Annotated in this window: 21 protein-coding genes; all 21 read right to left on the bottom strand. The window is 41.2% G+C overall.

What is annotated here, in order from left to right:
- Positions 1-466: 466 nt before the first annotated feature.
- Positions 467-1,513: an NAD(P)H-dependent glycerol-3-phosphate dehydrogenase gene (locus CUU66_RS19050; protein ID WP_101644990.1), complete on the bottom strand. Its 1,047-nt coding sequence runs from the start codon at positions 1,511-1,513 to the stop codon at positions 467-469.
- A 12-nt stretch (positions 1,514-1,525) separates the two neighbouring features.
- Positions 1,526-2,836 carry a ribosome biogenesis GTPase Der gene (der, locus tag CUU66_RS19045; protein WP_101644989.1) on the bottom strand — a complete coding sequence of 437 codons (1,311 nt, stop codon included), beginning with the start codon at positions 2,834-2,836 and terminating at the stop codon, positions 1,526-1,528.
- A gap of 317 nt (positions 2,837-3,153) precedes the next feature.
- Entirely contained in the window at positions 3,154-3,345 is a 192-nt protein-coding gene (locus CUU66_RS19040; protein WP_101644988.1) for a capping complex subunit for YIEGIA, read from the bottom strand.
- 4 nt (positions 3,346-3,349) lie between these two features.
- Positions 3,350-4,246 carry a YIEGIA family protein gene (locus CUU66_RS19035; protein WP_101644987.1) on the bottom strand — a complete coding sequence of 299 codons (897 nt, stop codon included), beginning with the start codon at positions 4,244-4,246 and terminating at the stop codon, positions 3,350-3,352.
- A gap of 1 nt (position 4,247) precedes the next feature.
- Positions 4,248-4,847, bottom strand: coding sequence for a YphA family membrane protein (locus tag CUU66_RS19030; RefSeq protein ID WP_441339245.1), 600 nt, complete (start codon positions 4,845-4,847; stop codon positions 4,248-4,250).
- A 1,452-nt stretch (positions 4,848-6,299) separates the two neighbouring features.
- Positions 6,300-7,439, bottom strand: coding sequence for a 30S ribosomal protein S1 (rpsA, locus tag CUU66_RS19025; RefSeq protein WP_101644985.1), 1,140 nt, complete (start codon positions 7,437-7,439; stop codon positions 6,300-6,302).
- A gap of 248 nt (positions 7,440-7,687) precedes the next feature.
- Positions 7,688-8,269: a lysophospholipid acyltransferase family protein gene (locus tag CUU66_RS19020; protein ID WP_101644984.1), complete on the bottom strand. Its 582-nt coding sequence runs from the start codon at positions 8,267-8,269 to the stop codon at positions 7,688-7,690.
- Positions 8,270-8,273: 4 nt separating this feature from the next.
- The gene (gene cmk / locus CUU66_RS19015) at positions 8,274-8,945 is read right to left on the bottom strand and encodes a (d)CMP kinase (RefSeq protein WP_101644983.1); all 672 of its coding nucleotides are present in this window, start codon (positions 8,943-8,945) and stop codon (positions 8,274-8,276) included.
- A 181-nt stretch (positions 8,946-9,126) separates the two neighbouring features.
- On the bottom strand, positions 9,127-9,309 hold the full coding sequence (locus tag CUU66_RS19010) for a DUF5359 family protein (RefSeq protein ID WP_101644982.1): 183 nt from the start codon (positions 9,307-9,309) through the stop codon (positions 9,127-9,129).
- Positions 9,310-9,385: 76 nt separating this feature from the next.
- On the bottom strand, positions 9,386-10,039 hold the full coding sequence (locus tag CUU66_RS19005) for a flagellar brake protein (protein ID WP_101644981.1): 654 nt from the start codon (positions 10,037-10,039) through the stop codon (positions 9,386-9,388).
- Between the two features lie 529 nt (positions 10,040-10,568).
- Positions 10,569-11,921, bottom strand: a complete 1,353-nt coding sequence (ypeB, locus tag CUU66_RS19000; RefSeq protein WP_101644980.1) for a germination protein YpeB — start codon at positions 11,919-11,921, stop codon at positions 10,569-10,571.
- Between the two features lie 12 nt (positions 11,922-11,933).
- Positions 11,934-12,758, bottom strand: coding sequence for a spore cortex-lytic enzyme (gene sleB, locus CUU66_RS18995; protein WP_101645087.1), 825 nt, complete (start codon positions 12,756-12,758; stop codon positions 11,934-11,936).
- Positions 12,759-12,916: 158 nt separating this feature from the next.
- On the bottom strand, positions 12,917-13,582 hold the full coding sequence (prsW, locus tag CUU66_RS18990) for a glutamic-type intramembrane protease PrsW (protein ID WP_101644979.1): 666 nt from the start codon (positions 13,580-13,582) through the stop codon (positions 12,917-12,919).
- A 102-nt stretch (positions 13,583-13,684) separates the two neighbouring features.
- A complete protein-coding gene (locus CUU66_RS18985) occupies positions 13,685-14,647 on the bottom strand; it encodes an asparaginase (protein WP_101644978.1) in 963 nt (320 codons plus the stop codon).
- Positions 14,648-14,804: 157 nt separating this feature from the next.
- The gene (locus CUU66_RS18980) at positions 14,805-15,773 is read right to left on the bottom strand and encodes a YpdA family putative bacillithiol disulfide reductase (protein ID WP_101644977.1); all 969 of its coding nucleotides are present in this window, start codon (positions 15,771-15,773) and stop codon (positions 14,805-14,807) included.
- 363 nt (positions 15,774-16,136) lie between these two features.
- A complete protein-coding gene (locus CUU66_RS18975; protein ID WP_101644976.1) occupies positions 16,137-17,414 on the bottom strand; it encodes a Glu/Leu/Phe/Val family dehydrogenase in 1,278 nt (425 codons plus the stop codon).
- A 330-nt stretch (positions 17,415-17,744) separates the two neighbouring features.
- Entirely contained in the window at positions 17,745-18,323 is a 579-nt protein-coding gene (locus CUU66_RS18970) for an adaptor protein MecA (RefSeq protein WP_101644975.1), read from the bottom strand.
- Positions 18,324-18,636: 313 nt separating this feature from the next.
- Positions 18,637-19,560: a MerR family transcriptional regulator gene (locus CUU66_RS18965; RefSeq protein WP_101644974.1), complete on the bottom strand. Its 924-nt coding sequence runs from the start codon at positions 19,558-19,560 to the stop codon at positions 18,637-18,639.
- A 218-nt stretch (positions 19,561-19,778) separates the two neighbouring features.
- Entirely contained in the window at positions 19,779-20,552 is a 774-nt protein-coding gene (locus tag CUU66_RS18960; RefSeq protein ID WP_101644973.1) for a metallophosphoesterase, read from the bottom strand.
- 9 nt (positions 20,553-20,561) lie between these two features.
- Positions 20,562-20,960: a hypothetical protein gene (locus tag CUU66_RS18955; protein ID WP_101644972.1), complete on the bottom strand. Its 399-nt coding sequence runs from the start codon at positions 20,958-20,960 to the stop codon at positions 20,562-20,564.
- 52 nt (positions 20,961-21,012) lie between these two features.
- Positions 21,013-21,648 carry a CBS domain-containing protein gene (locus CUU66_RS18950; protein WP_101644971.1) on the bottom strand — a complete coding sequence of 212 codons (636 nt, stop codon included), beginning with the start codon at positions 21,646-21,648 and terminating at the stop codon, positions 21,013-21,015.
- Positions 21,649-21,678 lie beyond the last annotated feature (30 nt).

Raw genomic sequence — 21,678 nt, 5'->3', positions numbered from 1 at the left:
CTTATATTCTGAATCTCACACTTATTCTCTGCTTTTCCGCTCTTAAAATCTGATTATCACTCTTAAATTTCACATTTCACTCTTAAGTCTCTCCATTCCACTCTTAAAGAGGATTTTAGAGCCTTCCTAAGGTAACAACTCGATATTTATTAATCTAAAAAAGCCCTTAACACATGGATTTTAACTACAGAACTGATGTACTATTCATCCGTGTAAGTAAAAGGTCCGTGTGAAGCCTGGGTATTATAGAAAATGGTCCCGTATCATTTCTCACTGATTTAGCAGCCCTTCCTGCCATGCAAACTACGTAAAAAAACAGAAGATGATATCTTCATCTTCTGTCTTTTTGACTAAATACCCAAGCACTAGGTTTTTTACACCAGTTAGTTTCGTAGCATAGTATGCTTAGATGAAGGCATTCGAACCATCAAATGCCCATTTTATTTAATTTATCTCATCCATTTATCTAATCGTTCATCCGTTCGTCTAAAACATTGACCAGATCTTCCATTTCATGTTTCTTCATTCGGTTCATCAGCTCATCCACGGCATCCTCTACATCTGCATTATTAAAGAGGACGTTATACAGGGCATGCGTGATCGGCATGGAAACATCGTATTTTTCAGCAAGCTGGTAGGCGGCCTTTGTTGTACGTACGCCTTCAACGACCATTCCCATGTTTTCAAGCACTTGATCCAGCTTCTGGCCTTTACCGAGCATATTGCCGGCACGCCAATTCCGTGAATGGACACTTGTACAGGTAACGATTAAATCACCGATTCCGGCTAGACCCGAGAAAGTCAGTGGATTTGCTCCCATTTTTGTACCAAGCCTGGCTATTTCCGCCAGGCCGCGCGTAATCAAAGCAGCCTTGGCGTTATCTCCATATCCTAAGCCATCGGTCATCCCGGCAGCCAATGCAATAATATTTTTCAAAGCTCCGCCTATCTCCACCCCGATTACATCAGGGTTGGTATATACCCGGAAGTTCTGATTTATAAAAAGATCCTGAACCTTCTCAGCTGCAGAAAGATCTTCTGAAGAAACGGTAACAGTTGTAGGTTGTCTCAAGCTGACCTCTTCAGCATGACTTGGCCCAGAAAGCACCACAACCTCTTCAAGAAGGGAAGAAGGCATTTCTTCTTTAATCATTTCAGTAATTCGAAGGAGAGTGTTAGGTTCAATTCCCTTACTGACATGAACCATGATAACAGACTGTTTTAACTCGGCTAGAATTTGTGCAGAAACATCCCGGATCGCCTTGGTAGGAACAGCGAGGATGACATATTTAACACCTTCTAAAGCTTCTCCTAAAGAACTGTATCCGATAATATTCTCAGGCAGGGAAATACCCGGCAGATACTTATCATTTGTATGGCTGCTGTTAATTTCTTCAACCTGTTCAAACTTGTGGCTCCATAGCTGTACTTCATGCGCGTTATCAGCCAGGACCATTGCCAAGGCCGTCCCCCAGCTTCCTGCACCAATCACGGCTACCTTTTGCTTCTCCATACTTATTCCCTCCTATTTCCTCTGACGGGCATATATCTTTATCGGTGTCCCTTCAAAACCAAATGCATCCCTGATCCGATTTTGCAAGAATCGTTCATATGAGAAATGGAGCAGTTCGGGATCATTAACAAACACTACAAAAGTCGGCGGCTTTATAGCGACCTGGGTAGTATAGAAAATTTTAAGGCGGTTCCCCTTATGGGTAGGAGTTGGATTCATGGCAACGGCGTCTGTAATCACGTCATTCAGTACGCTAGTCTCTACACGCATGGAATGGCTTTCACTCACCTTGTCGATAACTGGGATCAGCGTGTGAATCCTTTTTCTTGTTTTGGCTGAAAGGAAAACAACCGGGGCATATTCCAAGAACTGAAAGTGAGCCCTGATATTTTCTTCGAATTCTTTCATGGTTTTTTCATCTTTTTCGACTGCATCCCATTTATTTACTACGATTATGACCGCACGGCCAGAGTCATGGGCATAGCCGGCAATTTTTTTATCCTGCTCCCTGATGCCTTCCTCACCATTCAGCACCACAAGGACGACGTCAGATCTCTCTATCGCGCGCAGCGCACGGAGAACACTGTATTTCTCTGTGGTTTCGTATACTTTACCCTTTTTTCTCATACCAGCAGTATCAATGATCACATATTCCTGGCCGTTATATTTATAGGGAGAATCAATTGCATCACGGGTCGTTCCTTCGATATCACTGACGATTACGCGTTCTTCACCCAGAAGTGCATTTACCAAGGAAGATTTTCCAACATTCGGTCTTCCGATTAATGAGAACTTGATAACATCCTCACCATATATATCTTCCTCAAACTTAGGAAAGCTCTTCGCCACTTCATCCAAAAGGTCTCCGAGGCCAAGTCCATGTGAACCGGAAATCGGGAATGGCTCGCCAAATCCCAAAGCATAAAAGTCATAAATCTGGCTTCTCATTTCAGGGTTGTCCACTTTATTAACCGCAAGAACAACGGGCTTTTTGGATTTATATAGAATTTTGGCGACTTCCTCATCAGCAGCCGTAACTCCTTCTCTGCCGTTCGTCATGAAGATGATTACATCAGCTTCATCGATTGCAATTTCGGCCTGGGCGCGGATCTGTTCTAAGAAAGGCTCATCTCCAATGTCGATTCCGCCCGTATCAATAATATTAAAGTCATGGGTCAGCCACTCTCCGGAACTGTATATGCGATCCCTTGTCACTCCAGGAACATCTTCTACAATCGATATGCGTTCACCAACAATGCGGTTAAAAATTGTAGATTTACCGACATTAGGCCGGCCTACAATGGCCACTACAGGTTTTGGCATGTAAAACATCCTTTCAAAATGCACCGCTTTAGTGCTTAGTATATTTCAATAATTATTAAATTTTTTTCCATTAACAAACTCTTTCAAACTAAAAAGAATGGCCCCTCCGTATTCCCCAAATGAAATGGGCTCACTGCATGGTATATGTAAAATTTAATATTCATTTTTCCAGTTAAAAAATAGACCCTGCCAAAGATGCATTTGACAGGGATTAGGCACGATTACCTCCAAGGAGCTTTTTCCCTATCATCTGCTAAAGGAATCTCCTTAACTATGTTATATTAACAAATATTTATCAAATCAACAATGTTCTGCCATTAATGTTTCACAATAATAAACAGGTCATCCTTTAAAGCATGTGCAATACCATCTAAGATGGCTTCAAGATTTTTTGTTATCTCAAACATTTCCTGCTGCGATCCACAGTGAAATACGTTGGTTCCCGCGGGCACTAGTTTGTGGTTGGTTGTAATAACTGCCAATATCGCCTTATCGATTGATACTCCCATATGATCACTGCTCCTGCTTTCCCTGTGATAAAGTTTTGGATGGAACCCTAATGGCATTTTCTAATATTGGCACATTCGAGATAACCTTAATAGCCTTTTCTACCTCTTTTACCTGTGGAAGCACAAAAATGCCCAGCCTGCCGTCCTCTAAATCCCGCTTGGCAAGGGGTACCAGTGCAGGTGTGCCAGAATCCCGGTAAACGCCAAGGGCCACTGTAACGTCATAAAGGATGGCCTGCCGCTGCCCCAGATTGGCGATCGTTATCATAGCATTAAAATTCTTTGGCTTAAGAATAAAGCCCATCCCATACTTTAACACTTCTTTTTGTCTCTCAGGCAGACCGATATTCATAATATAAATATTGTCCACATATAAGCCCGCGCCGTCAAAATGCGGTTCAATATAACTGATTTCCACTATGTCCTTCATCCTATTGCCTGACATAAGCGCTCTGCATATAAAAAAACAGATGATAGAGGCAATCACAGCTGCCAGTATATTGATAAATAAATAAGCTGCCGTTGTAACAAACGAGGTTAAGATAACTAAATAATTTCTTCCTTCAAACGCTACTGCAATTCCTTCAATATACGTATTTCCTCTGCCTACCAATTCAAAAGAATCAACCTGCTGCATAGTGGTTCGTTCCATATTCCTTACTTCCCTGAACTGTGAGGCCGCCAGTGTCAGAAACGTAATAGCCGTGTATTCTTCCTTTATCAATGCCGGAACTATAATCGTACCCAGACCTGCAGCAATAAAGCCAAGCGCCAGATGGATCACTTTCCCATGCAAATAACTGGGATACTGCCTATAATCCGTTTTAAGCATATACACCCGTAAAGCAGTCCCTACGGCCACCCCAAATACAATGGGGTACAAGAACTCAATATGACCCATATTATCCCTGTTTCTCCTTTGGTATATTTTTGCTTTGGAAAATAGCATGAAGAGACTTACTAGCCTTTTCCATCCAGGACCATATGACTATGAACACTCCTGAAAGAGCAGTTAAATCAAGCCATGGTTCCGAAACAAATTGCTGCGGCATATGTAAACTGCCATACAAAACATTAAGAATAATATCCCCAAAAAACAAACCTAATATCAAAGAAGAAAGCCTTTTTTTCCAATTAGAAAATAACAGAATTGTAAGATAGGCAGCCAGTATCCCAAGCATCCATGTCCGATCCCAAATAATCCATACCGGATCAAGGAAAAACAAAAGATTGATGCTCCCGTAAGCAAATGACAGCACTAAGGCCCTAATGGCAAAAGAAGCCAGACTGCGAAACGCAAGTCCCCTTAATGTATATACTGCCAGCAGCGTTAAACAGAGACCGCCGCAATTAACAGGTGCTACACCGAATGTAATCTCATATGGGCTAAGAATAATTGCAGTAAATAAAGAACCCAAGATAAATCCCCTATAAGGGCTCGATTTGTCCAGAAAGAAAAAACAATAAATAACACCCATCCATGAGATCCATAAAAAAAACATTCCATCCATACGCAATCCTTCCTCCTATAAAAACCATTATGTCTGAATAATCAACATTTTAAACGGTGGATTGGAGCAGAATTCTGTGTGGCGTGAACGGGAGCTTGAAGGATGGGATGGTCGGGGACTGGGAGCTTGATCAAGGGAATGGTTGGATGCTGGGAGTTTGAAGATTGGAAGAGGGTTTCTGGGAGTTGATGTTGCAGGGAGGGGGTGCTGGGAGCTGATGTTTGTAAGAGGCGGGAGCTTATGAATGGCTCTGATTGGATGTATAAGTGTAGAGGATCTGGCGGGGAAGTTGTACAATTTTGATTCCTGTGCAACATCTCTACAGCCAGATTTTAGAGATGTTTTCTGTTAATCGTTGTGAGACTGTGTAATTTGGGAGTTTGGTGGGAGCAGGATTTGGTTTGCCGGGACTATTAGTTTTTGCTGGCTGGTGTTACCTATTAGTTTGAAAACGCTATATGCTTCACTGGACATTCAGTCATTATAAAGATATATTTGGTTTACGGTTGAGATCAGCAAGGACTGGTTTTTTTGGTAAGAGAAGACTGCCACTGTCATAACGATTCTTGGCTTCTGGCTAAAGCTTAGCAGCTTTTTGGGTAACGACTTATTGGTTAAGCTATTTCAATAAAGTTAAGGATAACCTCCCTTACAGATAGGCATATATCATAGGGAAGCATAATACATTCTTGATGAGCATATTTCAGTAAAGCTAAGCATAATCCCCCTTAACTAAGCATATTTCAGTAAAGGTAAGCATAACTCCCTTTAGATAAGCATAGGGTTTCAGCCTATAAGCATAAACTTCCAATTTATAAGCATAAACCTAAAAAACTTAAGCATAAACTTCCAATTTATAAGTATAAACCTAAAAAACTTAAGCATAAACTTCCGTTTTATAAGCATAAACCTCGAAAACCTAATCATAAATTTTTACTTGGTACGCGATTACCAATAAATTATGATTTTGATCACTTTCTAGGCTGTAAATCCACCATCAAAAGCTACAAATTATGCACTATATTAATAAAAATTAACGAAACCTAACGTTTTATTGATAAAAAACTCTGCAAACGTGCTGTTTTTTGAGCGAACTCGACTCGCTCTCTGGTAACGGTCCAGCAAAAGCACTGCTCCTAGTAGATGTCCTTTAACCACTTGCCCCGCACAATGAACTTCACTTCCCTTAGAAGGTCGCGTGTATGGATATGGTCTTACAAAAAGTACCTACTTAAATTAGCGGATACTCATTAAAAGCATCAATCTCCACAAGTGTTATAACCAATATGCGAACATAACTATATTTCCTCACTCCTTCCGCCTTATTTACTAGTGTAAAACGCCACTCTCCGCCTAATCAAAGGGTCAGCAAGAACCCCAACTGTACCAAGGAACCACCTGCAGAAAAAAAAACGGCAAGCAGTTCTCTGCTCGCCGTTTTTATTATTTACCCAGGTTTTTTAATTTGTCGCCAATCATTTCGCCAAGCTGGAAGCCTTTGGATTCTTCAGGTAAATCGTAGTCTGTAATTTCTTCAAACTCTTTTTCCTGAAGGTCTTTTATGCTTAATGAAAGGCGCTGGTCATTTTCGTTAACATCCAGTACTTTCACCTGTACCTGCTGTCCCTCTTGCAGAACTTCATGTGGAGTTCCGATATGTTTATGAGAGATTTGAGAAATGTGGACCAATCCTTCAACTCCTGGAAGCACTTCAACAAAAGCGCCATATGAAACAAGGCGTTTTACGGTTCCTTCCAGTACGGATCCTGGCTGTGCTTTCTCCGACACCTGCTGCCAAGGTCCTGGCAGAGTTTCCTTGATTGATAAGGAAATGCGTTCATTATCTCGGTCTACGGATAGCACCTTGACCTGAACCTTGTCGCCTTCTTTTACCACATCTGAAGGTTTTTCAACATGTTCGTGTGATAATTGGGATATGTGTACCAATCCATCGATTCCGCCGATATCAACAAAGGCTCCGAAATCTGTTAAACGCTGTACGGTTCCTTCGAGTACTTGATCCTGCTGAATGGAATCTAATAACTCTTGTTTCTTTTGTCCTTTTTCATCCTGCACTACAGCGCGGTGAGAAAGGATTATTCTATTTTTTTCTTTGTCCAGTTCAACTATTTTGAAAGATAAGGTTCTTCCCTTGTAATCCGAGAAGTCTTCGACAAAATAATCTTCAACAAGTGAAGCTGGAACGAATCCGCGTACTCCAAGGTCTACGACAAGTCCGCCTTTCACAACATCTTTTACTTCTGATTCAAAGACTTCCTGAGACTCGAATTTTCTCTCTAACTCATCCCAGGCGTTAAGGGCATCGACTTTTCGCTTTGAAAGAATTAAAGCCTCTTCCTCGACCTTCAAAACTTCAAGTTCCAGCTCGTCACCTTCGTTTACCACATCTGATGCTTTTTCGACATGAAGGCTGGAAAGCTCGCTGATTGGTAAAATACCATCCGTTTTACTGTTCTTTACATCGATAATGACTTGTTTTTCTTCAACCTTTGTTACGGTTCCAGTCACCCTGTCCCCAGCTTCATAGTTGTTTACTTCAATCTCGTTCATTTCTTCTGACATATGTACTCCTCCTTAACGCATGACTGCTCTTCCTCGAAAAATTTATAAGCCCAATCTATATGAGAGCGGAAAATCAGAAATATTATCTATTGAGATATTCCCGATTGTTCGCTTGAGCAAACTAAAATCTGAAAAGTATTTTGTTTTTTTTATAAAATCTCCGGGGAAAGCCGTGGTAGAACATAATCAAAATTGACCCCTTTTTTAATAAATTCTTACAAATCAGATTTTTTGTCAAGCAATCTGATTTATTTATGCTGAGATATTAGCTGCTTAATACTTTCCATGATGACTTCTGTCGCCTCATCAGCTGAGACTCGGCTCTCACGCAGACTTATAAAGTCAATGGGTTCTCCGTAAACAACTCTAAGTTTTTTGAAGGGCTTGTATGGACCAATTATGGCACAGGGAACAATATGCGCCTTGGACCTGAGGGCAAAAAAGCCTGCTCCAGCTAACCCTTTTCCAAGTTCACCTGTTTTACTGCGGGTCCCTTCTGGAAACAGCCCTACTACTTTTTCTTCCTTTAAGAGGGAAAGGCCTTTGCGAAGGGCCTCCCGGTCACTCATGCCGCGTTTCACTGGGAAGGCATTAACATTTGGCAGAATGCTTTTCAAAAGGGGGGCATTGAAAAGCTCCTCCTTTGCCATAAAATGTACGGGCCTTGGAGCCGTCATCCCTACAACCGGAGGATCCAGATTATCAATGTGATTAGAACAAATCAGCACTCCCCCGTCTTCAGGAAAATTTTCTCTGCCTATAATTTCAACACGGTATAAAGGGGTTAGAAGGATTTTTACAAGTCCTTTCCCAAATGCATAAAGGTTCACTCTTTTAATTCCTCTCTTCAATCAACTTCATAATTTCACCGGCTACCTGCTCGATATTCAAGGAAGTTGTGTCTATTTCAATTGCATCTTCCGCTTTCTGCAGAGGAGCTATTTCTCGTTCTGAATCAAGCTTATCTCTAAGCGCAATCTCTTTTTTTAAATTCTCCAAATCTGAAGGAAATCCTTTTAAGATATTTTCTTTATGCCTTCTTTCTGCTCTTTCATCAACCGAGGCAATCAGAAACACCTTAATTTCTGCGTGCGGCAGCACAAACGTTCCGATATCCCGGCCGTCCATTACGACTCCGCCATTCTCGCCAAGCTTCTGCTGCCTCCTTACCATTTCCTCCCTTACGCCCCTGTGCTTTGAGGCTGCCGATACAGAAGAAGTTACCTGGCTTGTCCGAATCACTTCTGAAACGTCATGCCCGTCCAGATATACCAACTGTCCCTTGTCGCCGGGTATAAGTGCGATATCGGTATCGAGAAGTAAGCCTAGCAAGCCGTTTTCGTCATTCACATCGACATCGTTTTTTAGAGCTTTGTAAGTCAAAGCTCGGTACATTGCACCTGTATCCACATATATATAAGATAAATTCTCAGCAATAATTTTAGCAACAGTGCTCTTTCCAGCTGCTGCTGGCCCATCAATTGCAATTGATAATTTGTTTTCCATAATTCCTCCTAAGAACGTTGACCAATGGTGTGATAATTAGTTCGTATCTTTACATTTTTTATTTTACCATAAAGTGATATTTTATTATGTATTAAACCAGCCGTCCAGAGGTTTAGTAAACATGTAAAAGGCTGACTTCCACATTGCTCTGTGCAGCCAGCCTGTTAGACTTTATTTACCTTTACTTCATTGGAGTTAAGGCGTCCAGGACCTTTCCATAATTATTTTCATTCACGCCTTCGTACTTAGCCATTTTTTTTAATTCAAGAAAGGAATCTTCCCTATGAAAAAAAACTTGAAAAAAAAGCAGGAAAACGAATTGGATCATAATTAGTTTTATCAGAATTCCTTCAAAACGTTTCATATGTTTCGCTCCTTGTACTGAATACTAGACAGTATAAGGAAGTCTATGTAAATTATTCAATTCGGACTGAATTATTTCAAAGACCTTTCTTTTTCATTTCAAGCTGCCGTTCAAAACAGTATCGGAGGATATACTGCTTCTCACTGCTCGTAAGGCCGCTGAATTGAATGGAGGCATGTCGTGTGCCTGTGGCTGTTTCATTGATCCTAACCAATTTACTCTCAATCTTTAAATATTGCATTTCACCCGATTTCATGTCTAAGGCCAGCCAAACCATTAGTGGTGCCGAAGGGGGAATAAAAGCTCCACGCGGAAGTGCGAGGCACAAACCCCCGGCGCTTATATCCAAAGTAACTGCAATGAATGGTTCAAAGTCAAAATGTAATGGATGGACAGCTACATCCAGCGCTGCATCAATCCGGACAAACTGCCTTCTCTGTATTTTGATGTAGTCATCATTTGTGGGGCATTGAAGCTGAATCATTGGGATATTGGCCAGCTTTCTTCCGATCACTTCTGTATCAAATAAATAGACATTATTGTCTTTTCCTACAAAACTGCCTTTCATTTGGCTTCCATCCAAGAGAAAAACCGTTTTTCTCGTTTCAAGGTTGACGGGATAATCAATAAATAAACTATTATCCTGTATTTCGACGACCATAGCCTGGTATTTTTCCGGCTGCAAAGAATGTTTAGGTTCGAATGTCAGTGTATCGCCAATTTTCATCATGTTTGTTCACACTTCCAAATTATAATATAAGTCTTACATTTTAGGTAAAATCTTACTATTATTATCTCATGGCCCAGAGGAAAAGCGCAAGGAGAATCCGACCTTACACCTATCCGAACAAAAAAAATCACCGTTCAGGAGAACAGTGTTTTTTTGTTTATCAACCTTATTCGACTACACATGGTCAGGTGCAGGAAAGTGATGCCTTTTGCCTTTCATCGAGGACTGCAATGGGTCTATCTGAAAGGCACCGTCCTCCGCTTTTCTTGTTCTCCAGCTGCGGACTGCCATCCTCGAGTCATAAGCCAATCAGTCCATGGGAGGAAGGGCACCTCCCACGGCCTGCTCGCCTTATGCTTGGCTAACGCATAAGGGCGACTAAGCTTCTGTCTTCGCTCTCGCTTGCCAATCAGCAAGTCTTCTTTATCGGATGCCTGCCTTTCTAAGGAATTAGATTGTTCTTAGAGGGTTTCATCTTCATTCTGCTTATACCTAACTTACCTTTGAAAGGCACCATCCTCCGCTTTTCTTAAATCATTTGTTCATAGATTGGTTCGGCATTTTGGAGTTTTTCTACTTTTTCCTCCTGCCCGCTCTTTGCATTTATGAAGATTCTATACGTGTCTTCACCAATGACTCCAAGAAATTCCCTGCAGAGGACTTCGTCTCCTGTATCGTTTGTAATATAGGCGAGACGGTCTTCCATTATTTGAACCTTTGGATTTATGTTGGCTTTAGCCTCTTGAACAGACAAGTCCGCTTTCTCGATTTTCCGTTCCCTGTGTCCCTTTAAATAATCGTCTGCGGAGAAACCTATTACTTTTCCATTATCGAGTGCGATTTTCACCCGGATTGAGTCGGGATATATTCTTACACCATCTTGATTCGTAACAAAATTAAATACACCAACGTTGTCATATTGTGCACTCTCATATAATTCAAGTGAGGAAAATCCGTTATCTTTAAGGAATTTGGCAGCTGAATTAGAAGCTTTGTTCAAGCTGATTTTTGTGGTATTCACATCTCTCGTATTGATCAGCCAGATTGGATATCCCCCTTTTTTTGTGATATCCATATTTACCTGGCTTTTTGTTTGGTTATCACTTAGGCTCACGCTGTAAAATTCAAAATCGGATCCTTTTCCATTTGACTCTACTTTTGTCTTAATATTGCCCTGCAGCCCTGTATATTTTTTCGCGATAGCTGCAGCTTCTCTTTTACTGATCTGTTTACCTTTAATATGTTCGAAGTTATTTTCTCTTTTATTCATACTCGTAAATGTTGGATCGAAATCCGATTTTTCTGAGTATCCGACTGATTTATTTTCTACCGTTTTGAAACCGTCAATGATTGTATTATCTTGCTGTTCATCGCCGGAAGCGAGTGCAAGCTCCACATCCATCCAGCGAAGATTATTCTTCAGCACCAGGTACTGGACTTTCCTCAATTCGTTTTGAATGATATTAGACTGTTTGTATAAGCTTTGGAGGTTCTTGTATTCTTTATCTGTTAATGGCTCTTTATCTAAATCCCTAACTGCTGTTTTGTAACTAAAGCTCCCGATGTTTGATAAAAACTCCTCGGTCTTGTTAAATGCCATAAGGCTTAAAGGAAGCTGTCCTACATCCATATTGGCTTCGGAAGAGATCCTCCAGACATCTGCCAGCGCCGGTGATAAAGATTTACGGGAATTCATAGCCAGACTTGTACCGATCTTATCATGGAGAAGGTCTACCTGATATGAAAGATCATGAAATGCCCTCTGGTAATTATTTTCCGAGTTCACGAGGATTGCATTTTTCTCTTGATGCTCCTGGTAGCCCCAGTATCCTGTTCCCGCTACTGCTAATACCAGCACAACTATTAAAATACTTCTTAACATTGCCGTTCACCTCTATTCGCAAAAAATATGCTTGCCGATTTTTTTGATTTGCGGCCTAGACCAGATCCATTTACTGGTTGCGGTATCAGGATTAAAATAATACAGTGCATTGCCAGTTGGATCCCAGCCGTTAATGGCGTCAATAACAGCTTCTTTTGCACGTTCGTTTGGAGTAAGCCAAATCTGGCCGTCAGCAACAGCCGTAAATGCACCAGGCTCAAAGATTACTCCAGAAACTGAATGCGGGAATACAGGACTTTCAAGCCTGTTCAAAATTACTGCCGCAACTGCTACCTGTCCAATATAGGGTTCTCCCCTTGATTCGCCGTACACGGCATTAGCAAGCAGCTGAATATCGTTCTGGGAAAATCCGGCTGGAGAATTGGTCGCTGCTTTATTTACCTTCCTGCCAGGACTCTTAGGAGCCCGTTTTTTCGCACCGGCTGGTTTTGTTTTTATCTGCTTCTCGATAGGAGTTCCTCCATAATAAGTGAACTCATTTCCTTTGCGGATCTGTTCATGTACAAATGCACGATTAAAGTTTGAAGCATCAGCCAGTTTATTTTTAGTCGTTGTGCCTGCCAGCCCGTCTATGGGTAATCGGTAAGCCTTTTGGAAATTTCTCAGTGCCCAATAGGTGCCCCACCCAAAAACGCCGTCTATTCTTCCACGGTAATAGCCTATATTTTGCAGCCTAGCCTGGAGCTCAATAACATCATCACCAACGGCCCCTCTCTGGATTACTTGGTTTGTAAAGGCCTTCGCATTGCTGCCACCCGATATTACGGCGAAGGAAACCAAGAAGATGAATAAGCCCTTTTTTACGATTGAAGCCATTCCTTTCACCTATAACACTCCTTCTGTTCTTGTTTTACCAATACACCTATTTTCTTCATATTCGATATCTTTATTCCATTTAGTTTTTTCACAGAGTGTTTTTTTATGAACAAAAAAATCTCACCCTCTCAAATGACTGAAAGGGTGAGATTATAGGATTATAGTAATTGAGAAGCATGAATATCAGAAAGGACTCTTGCCATTTTGACTTTTTTTAAACCGTACCACCATAAAAACACCATAAATGGAAGCATCCAATATCCCCAATATTCTTGTGTGAGCAGAATGTAGTCATAAATACCATGCAGTAAATAAGGCACAACAAAGGCAAGGCTGATATACACATGTTTATTTTTATTAGTAAACTTGCCTCTCCCGAAGTAATATCCCATAATGACTCCAAATAAAGCATGACTTGAAACAGGTAGAAGCGCGCGCCCGATGGCCTGGTCTACACCATTCCCGATCAAATAGAAGATATTTTCTAAGGTAGCAAAGCCGAGCGAAACTGCAGCACCGTACACAATGCCATCGTATGGCTCATCGAATTCCACGTGATTATAAATGACATAAAATAGAATAAACCATTTAAAGAATTCCTCTATTAACCCGGCAGATAAAAATGCCGTACTAAAATGGTTCATGATAATATTTTCAGTTTTCAATATATACTCCAGAAACATAATGGGGAGCACCAGCACAGCCCCAAAAATAAACGCTTTGGAGACTACGGATAATGGCTCTGTTCCATAATAATCTTTTAAATAAAAGAAGCTGAGAAGAGCCAATCCCGGTGCAAATCCGGCAGCTAAAATGACCAGCATGGGCTGACCTCATTTCTAACATTTTAGATTCATCGTAACATGATTATCATTAAATTGAAAACAAAATAAAACCTTATCCCATTAAGAAAAGGGTGTAGCTAATCAGAATAATGCCTGCTCCACTTTATCATGGCCAGCCCACAATACAGCCAGCTTAATCCGCGCTTTCTTGCTGTCATAATCTTCACCCAGAATGACGCCCCTCTGCTGAAGGTCATAAGCGCTCCCCTTATATCCATAAGCAGGATATACTTTACCTTCCTCTGCGCTTGTTGTCATAACAATGGTGATATCTTTGTCAATGGCCTTCTGTATAGACTGAACCATTTCAGGAGTTACCTGCCCTCTTCCAACTCCCTCCAAGACGATTCCCTTAGCACCGGCAGAAGCCGCAGCATCTATAAAAAGTCCATCAGCCCCGGTATAGCATTTCACTATATCCACTCTTGGAAGTTTTCTATTAAGATGATGGAACTCGGTATGGACAGGTTTCTGGTACACGTTAACCACATCATTGTCGATAATGCCTAAATAACCGTAGCCAAAGGATTCAAATCCCTGCAGATTAGAAGCATGGACCTTTTTAACATATCTAGCCGAATAAATGCGCTCATTAAATACAACAACTACGCCGACTTGATGCAGTTTTCTGCTCGCCGCTGTATATATAGAATTCCGTAAATTCGAATATACATCTGTTCCGACCTCCTGCGGAGAACGCTGAGAACCGGTAACGACGATCGGCCTTGGGTCATCAATGGTCAGATCCAGAAAGTAGGCCGTTTCTTCCAAGGAGTCTGTTCCGTGGGTAACGACTACTCCTGCAACATTCTCGTCTGCTAATTCATCTTCTATCGCTCCCTTTACCTTAAGCATCGATTCAAAGTTCATATGCATGGATGGAATTTGGAATAAATCCACAATCTTTATTTCAAACTCTTCCGGGATCTGGCAGAGAGCAGCCAGCTCTTCTCCGCTTAATACACCTGAATCAAGCAGGCCTTTAGCCATTTCTTTACTGGCGATCGTTCCGCCGGTCGTAATGATGGATATTTTATGTTTCATCTTATAACACCCCTTACCTATTTAATTTTCAATATGTATAAACACGTATTGAATTTAGAGCATGCGGCCATTCTGATCTAAGGGGGAATGGCTCAGCTGCAGCGGCGGCCATTACCGCTGGTCAGCTATATCCTCCTATCCTCACGATATTGGAAAATTATACTTCCATCCCGCGAATATGTTCGGCAATCAGACCGCCATGGAACCGCCCATTTTCAATAAAAATCTCATTTGCGTTATTACCCGCTGCTATTACACCGGCAATATAAATGCCCTGTACATTAGTCTCCATTGTTTCAGGATTATGAACGGGCCTTCCTGTTTCACTGTCGATGTTGATGCCGATTGATTGTAAAAAACTGTGATCTGGATGGTAGCCTGTCATAGCAAAGACGAAATCATTTTTAATCGATTTCGTTTCGCCGCCGGCTTCGTATTCAACCGCTGTTTCTGAAATGTTTAGAACATGTGCATTAAATTCCATCGTAATGGTGCCGTTTCGAACCAAAGCATCAAACTCCGGCAAAATCCATGGTTTAACGCTTTTAGAGTACTCCGTTCCCCGATATAAGACCGTCACGCGTGCTCCCGCGTTCACTAACTCAAGAGCCGCATCCACGCTAGAATTTTTCCCGCCGATCACCACTACATCCATGTCAAAAAACTCATGCGCCTCCTTAAAATAATGAAACACCTTATCGAGCTCTTCACCGGGAATGTTCATATAATTAGGATTATCATAATAGCCGGTAGCCATAATCACATACGGCGTTTGATAGGTTCCTCGCGACGTCCTCAGCACAAACGCCCCATCACTTCGCTTCTCTAGACTTTCAGCTTTTTCAAAAGGATTAATCCGCAGTTCCTTTCGCCTTACAACCTCTCTATAATAAGAAAGAGCCTGGTTTCGGACCGGCTTCCTGCCCTCAATAATAAAAGCTACATCTCCGATTTCCAGCTTCTCACTTGTACTAAAAAACGTCTGGTGAGTCGGATAATGATAAATCGAATTCACTATATTCCCTTTTTCAATCACTAACGGATTCTTACCTATTTCCTTAAGAGCAATTGCAGCAGCTAAACCGCAGGGACCTCCTCCAATAATAATTGCATCTTCATTCTGCATGAGTGGCACTCCTCTTTTCAAACTATGATAAACATAACTGCTAATTTACTTATGTTTTGTTTCGCACTTCAATTTCTCCTATACAATCATAGAAGATTTTGAGTAAGGTTTCAATGAACAGCTCTTAGCGATTTTATGATCATTTGCAGGATGTTGGGGGTGGTATGCAGGATTTTTTGATTTATTGCAGGTTTTTTTGACTTTATGCAGGATAATTTACATTTTTGCAGGATTTTTAAAATATATGCAGGATTCATAGCCTGAACCAAAATTGACCAAATCTAGTAAATGAAAAAAAGGCTAAGCGATAAGCTTAGCCTTTAAGATACATATTCTTCCGAAAAGCACCATTCTCTGCTTTTCTTAGATCCAGCCTCTGAATCTGCTGGCTTCGGCCATTTTTCTTACTCCTACCATGTAGGCAGCCAGTCTCATGTCTACTCGTCTGCTTTGGGCAGTGTCGTAGATGTTGTTAAATGATTTCACGAGGATTTTTTCCAGTCTTTCTTCGACTTCTTCTTCTGTCCAGTAGTAGCCCTGATTGTTTTGTACCCACTCAAAGTAGGATACGGTTACGCCCCCTGAAGACGCAAGGACGTCAGGCACTAGAAGAATACCACGATCAGTTAGGATTTGGGTAGCTTCGATGGTAGTTGGGCCATTAGCTGCCTCTACTACAATGGATGCACGGATATTGTGTGCGTTTTCTTCCGTAATTTGATTTTCAATGGCAGCCGGTACTAAAATGTCACATTCTAATTCCAGCAGTTCTTTATTGGAAATCGTATTCTTGAATAGTTTGGTCACGGTTCCGAAACTGTCACGACGATCAAGCAGGTAATCGATATCTAGGCCATTCGAATCATAAAGTGCACCGTAAGCGTCAGAAATTCCAATTACTTTCGCTCCTGCATCGTGCATGAATTTAGCAAGGAAGCTTCCTGCATTTCCGAATCCTTGAATGACTACGCGGGCTCCTTCTATATTAATTCCTTTTTTCCTGGCAGCTTCGTTGATACAAATTGTAACCCCTTTTGCTGTAGCCGACTCACGGCCATGAGAACCGCCCAGTACAAGCGGCTTCCCTGTAATGAATCCAGGTGAATTAAATTCATCAATCCGGCTGTACTCGTCCATCATCCAAGCCATAATTTGAGAGTTTGTAAATACGTCTGGGGCGGGTATATCTTTAGTTGGCCCGACAATCTGGCTGATAGCTCTTACATAACCACGGCTCAGGCGCTCAAGCTCGTGAAATGACATATTTCTGGGATCACAAATAATTCCGCCTTTGCCTCCGCCGTAAGGCAAGTCAACGATACCGCACTTTAAGCTCATCCAGATAGAAAGCGCTTTTACTTCTCGTTCCGTCACATTTGGATGAAAACGAATACCGCCTTTAGTTGGTCCTACTGCATCATTGTGCTGAGCTCTAAAGCCAGTGAAAATTTTTATAGATCCATCATCCATCCGGACAGGAATTTTAACAGTCATCATTCTAATCGGTTCTTTAAGAAGTTCATAGACTTCCTCAGGATATCCAAGTTTATCAAGTGCTTTATGAATTACTGTCTGAGTCGATTTAAGCACATCATGCTTATCTTCTTGAGTTGTAGTTTCGTTGCTTTTTTCGGCTACCATTTGAATCCTCCTAAGATTTCTATAATCGGGTAGGGTCGTTCTATCAGACATAGTATACACCTTAAAAACCTTTATGCAAAGGTAAAAATTAAGAAAAATGCGTTTTCTTGACCCGTTTTGGAAACGCTGTCATTCCTTATCTTTTTCCCATTTGATAGTCTTTGAATATTAATGAAGGAATCTTGCAAATCCATGATCTAACTGACTTTCACTGCATATCCTTCCTTAAAAGCTGCTTCATAATAAAAAGGCAATTTCCGTTCAAACGGTAAACTGCCTTTTGCATAAATATGCATTCATATTAGGAGTCAGAATTCGCTTTCTCAAACTTTATTTAAAATAGTGATTCATGGTTTCTACTGCACAATCCTCTATAATTGTTTTCCCATACTCAACAATCCGGCATAAAGTCATCGTAGTAGGGCATCCATACTCGGAAGCAACTGAGATGACTGTTTCATGAAGATTTTCTGAAACATCCTTAAGGAGCAGATAATAGCATTTTCCATAATAAAAGAGCGAACCCGAATCAAGACCGAATGTCTTTAGAAGACGACACAGCTGAATGACATCCTCCAATTCTCTAAATTCATAGAAAATATGAAAATTATCAGCAAGCCTTACGTCTAATTCAAATATGGAGTCAGAGTCATCAAGCAGGTCCTCATCCTCTTCTCTCGTTACAATTACAATCAGGCCTTGAGCCTTTAGAGAGAAGATTTCCACTCCAATAGAACCGATCATATCAAAATCCATTTCCGTACAAGCTTCTTCAATCATACTATAAAATAATTTATGAACCTTAAGCGAATTCCCTTTAATATCCTCTGTTGTTAATCCGCGGTCCATTAAGTCGTCAAAAGTTAAAAAGATTTTAATTTTATTGCTGGACAACCGCTCAAGCTTCATGCAAATGCCTCCTGAAATCCCCCATCTTCTCTATATCATATGAAGACCGTATCAGCAGGTGCATATCCCAAGCTTTTTAAGAAAGCGGAGCCTTCCGCCTCAGGCTTAATTATGCTCAATATAGCAAAGCCGTATTGAAAGGGTTACCTAATTTAAAGGCTTTAGAGTCGTAAGAAGACTAATGATCCCAAACGACATCGAAGGCTGAAGCTTAGCTGCAATTAAGCAAGAGGCCGAGTACAATACCAGGCGGCTTTGGCCGCCTTCTTCAATAGGAGTATTGGCTTTGTGGCTCGGGGCCTCAGCTTCATTCCTAGAGGCTGCTAATCTTATCTTGAATCCAGCCGTTCCAATCTTTTTTGTTTTCTCCAACGATGCAAGATGAATATCGTTCATGCTGGGCGGCTGACAAAGAAAGCACAGCACGCCCCCCAATCCCTATCTGTAAATCCGGGTATTGTTTTTGCAGCTCATCTATCAATCGAAGGGCTGGGACTAGATTTTCCTGTAACGTACAGGAAAGGAATAAAAGCTTTGGATCTATGATTGAAATGACGGTCTGAAGATCTTTTGACGGCATGCTTTGTCCTAGATACACTACTTGGAATCCCTTCAGCCTTAAGAATAAAGTGAAAATCAGCAATCCAAGTTCATGCTGCTCACCCGGTGCACAAAAAGCGGCTGCTTTAGGAAGCACACTGTTTTGCGGAATGGCATGCATCATATAGCCGATTCTCGAACGCAGTATGGAGGTTGCAAAGTGTTCATGAGCCACGGTGATTTTTCCGCGCTCCCATAAATCTCCTATCTGCACAATCACATTACCCAATACATCGATAATCGCCTTTTCGATTGTATACAGACTAAATATCTGATCCATCAGTTCATGCGCTTTATTTTCATTGAATGCGAGAAGACTGGCCATTAGATCTTGAACCAGGGAGTTTTCCTGGTTTAGATTCCTATTGCTTTCCGTAGTGTCCGCTTCTTCTTCCAGACGCTGCCCTTCGCTTTCCAATAATGTTACAGCCTGGCTGATGGTGAATCCCTGGTTTACTTTAGATACCAGCCATTTAAGTATACGGATATGTTCTTCCGTATACATTCTATGTCCCGATTCATTTCGTACAGGTGCTATAAACTGATAACGTCTTTCCCAGGCACGCAGAGTCCCAGATTTTATTCCCAGAAGATTTGACGCAGCTTTGATGTTGTATTTAGGTACTTGCCTGACCATAGAAATCCCCCAAAAAATAATAGCTTTAAGCTATTCCTCTGTTTACTCATTCTTTTTTTAAAAGATCCGTAAGAATTGCTGTGGTTTGCCCACTGCAGGCACTCACTTTCCTCGATCGGGCGGAGCTGAAAGATCCTGCGGGGCCCCATTGACCTTTTCTGCCGCAGGAGTTTCGCATTATCCTCTATCCACATAGTACAAAATCAACAATACTTTAACTAGCCTTGTGGTAAGAGAGTAATTAAGTGAGTTTCCGGCTTTGCCCCAAGCCTCAACGGTAGTAAGCTAGTGCCATATCCATTGCTCACCAGATAGGTCGTATTGTTTTTCTTAGCTATTCTGCCTTTTTTGTATCTGCCAACCCCAAGAAACCTGATTTGCCCGCCGTGGGTATGTCCGCTCAATAATAAGCTGATATTACTGTCAGGCTCAATCTGTCCAAGGATAGCAGGTGTGTGGCTGACGAGGATCCGAAAAGAATCCTCATGTGCATCTTGAATGGCTAAATCGAGGCGGTCACGTTCACCGTCCATAAAGTCTATTCCCAGCAGGGAAATTTTTTCGCCCGCTTCTGACTCAAATAGTACTGACGTGTTATCAAGAATCTTAACTCCATATTTTAGGAGTGTTGCATCCAACAGATGATAATCTGTTTCGTAATCATTATTACCCCAGACAAAATAGACCGGACCTATTTCCTTAAGCTTGATTAGATTGCTTTCTATTCTTGAAAAAGGGACTTTTCCTTCCGTGAGATCTCCGCCCAGTACGACTATGTCCGCTCTGCCTTTGACCTTATTAATAATTTCGTCTGAAATGGACCTTTTATGAATATCAGAAATAAAAAAAATAGTGACCTTTCCAAAGCTGGCAGGGAAGTCTTCAAAATGCAGCGAAGACTCAATCACCTGGTCAAGGAAAGCCTGCCTCCACATATACAATAACAGCAGCAGTCCCGCTATTACTATCAATAAAATAAGATATACTCCCATAATTGCTCCTTAGCTTCCAGATTGCTTATTTTTGCCCTTTTCCGAAAAATCTATTGAAATCATACCATAAATCATGGAAAAACTAAAAAGGAGAACCGCAAGCACTTTATGCAGGGTAAAAAGGATGCCAAGTGACGTGACAGCCTGACAGCATAGAAATAAGTCTAGATTATTTATATTCTCCTTTCTTCCAAGTGCAGCTGCCTGGCTAACTAAGCCTCTAATAAGACCGGCATGTATTAAAAAACATCCTAAAAAAGCTACCGTTGCAGCAAAAAAGAAATGTGGCTCCAATATGACAGCTGAAATGAATTCACCAAGAATAAAGGGCTCTGGTATATGGATCCATTTAATACATAAATACCCCGCCGTAAATCCTGATACAATCTGCACCAATCGTACGAGCATGAAAATCCCCTCCCATATGAAATCTATGAGAGGGGAACATAAAATAACTCTGTTAATCTTCTGTTACATTCAAGATTCTAAAACCTGAAGTTTCAAGTTTATCCATAAACTTTTGGATATTCGGATTTTTTTCCACTTTCATAACGATTCTTCTAACCAGTTTATCGGAATCATCAAAAGTCACAAGAGAAATAATATGTTCGTGGAAGCTGTGTGCAATGTCTGCAAGTTTAGCGATCCGCCCTTCAGTTTCAACGGATGTAAATGCGATTCTCACTCCCGGGCGGTTCATCCCAAATGCACTTTGAAATTGTTCAAGAACATCAAATCTTGTTACAATCCCAAGGAATTGACTCTTTTCACCTACAAGCGGAAGGATCGGGAAATCCTTTAATGCCAGCAGGGTATTCTCAAATATTTCATCTCCTTTGATCGTCCGGTCTTTATATCGCTTTGCAATCTCCAGCACCGGTACTTCGGCTAAAAAAGCTTCCTTCGCTTTTTCTGCCTGAAAAAAATACTCGTAGAGATCATGCCGGGTAATTATTCCTGCATATTCCTCTCCGTCTAAAACAGGCAGAGCATCCACCTTATTATTCTCAAGCATTTCCAGCGCAGCTCCGACAGATTGCCCTGCCTGGATGGTGAAGCACTTATGCTTTGGAATCATAATACTTTTTACAAACATAACAATCACCTCATAGAATATATAATTAGG

It is taken from the genome of Peribacillus deserti, assembly GCF_002863585.1.
Classification (GTDB): Bacteria; Bacillota; Bacilli; order Bacillales; family DSM-1321; genus Paraperibacillus; species Paraperibacillus deserti_A.
This window is presented reverse-complemented; position numbering and strand designations above follow the sequence as displayed.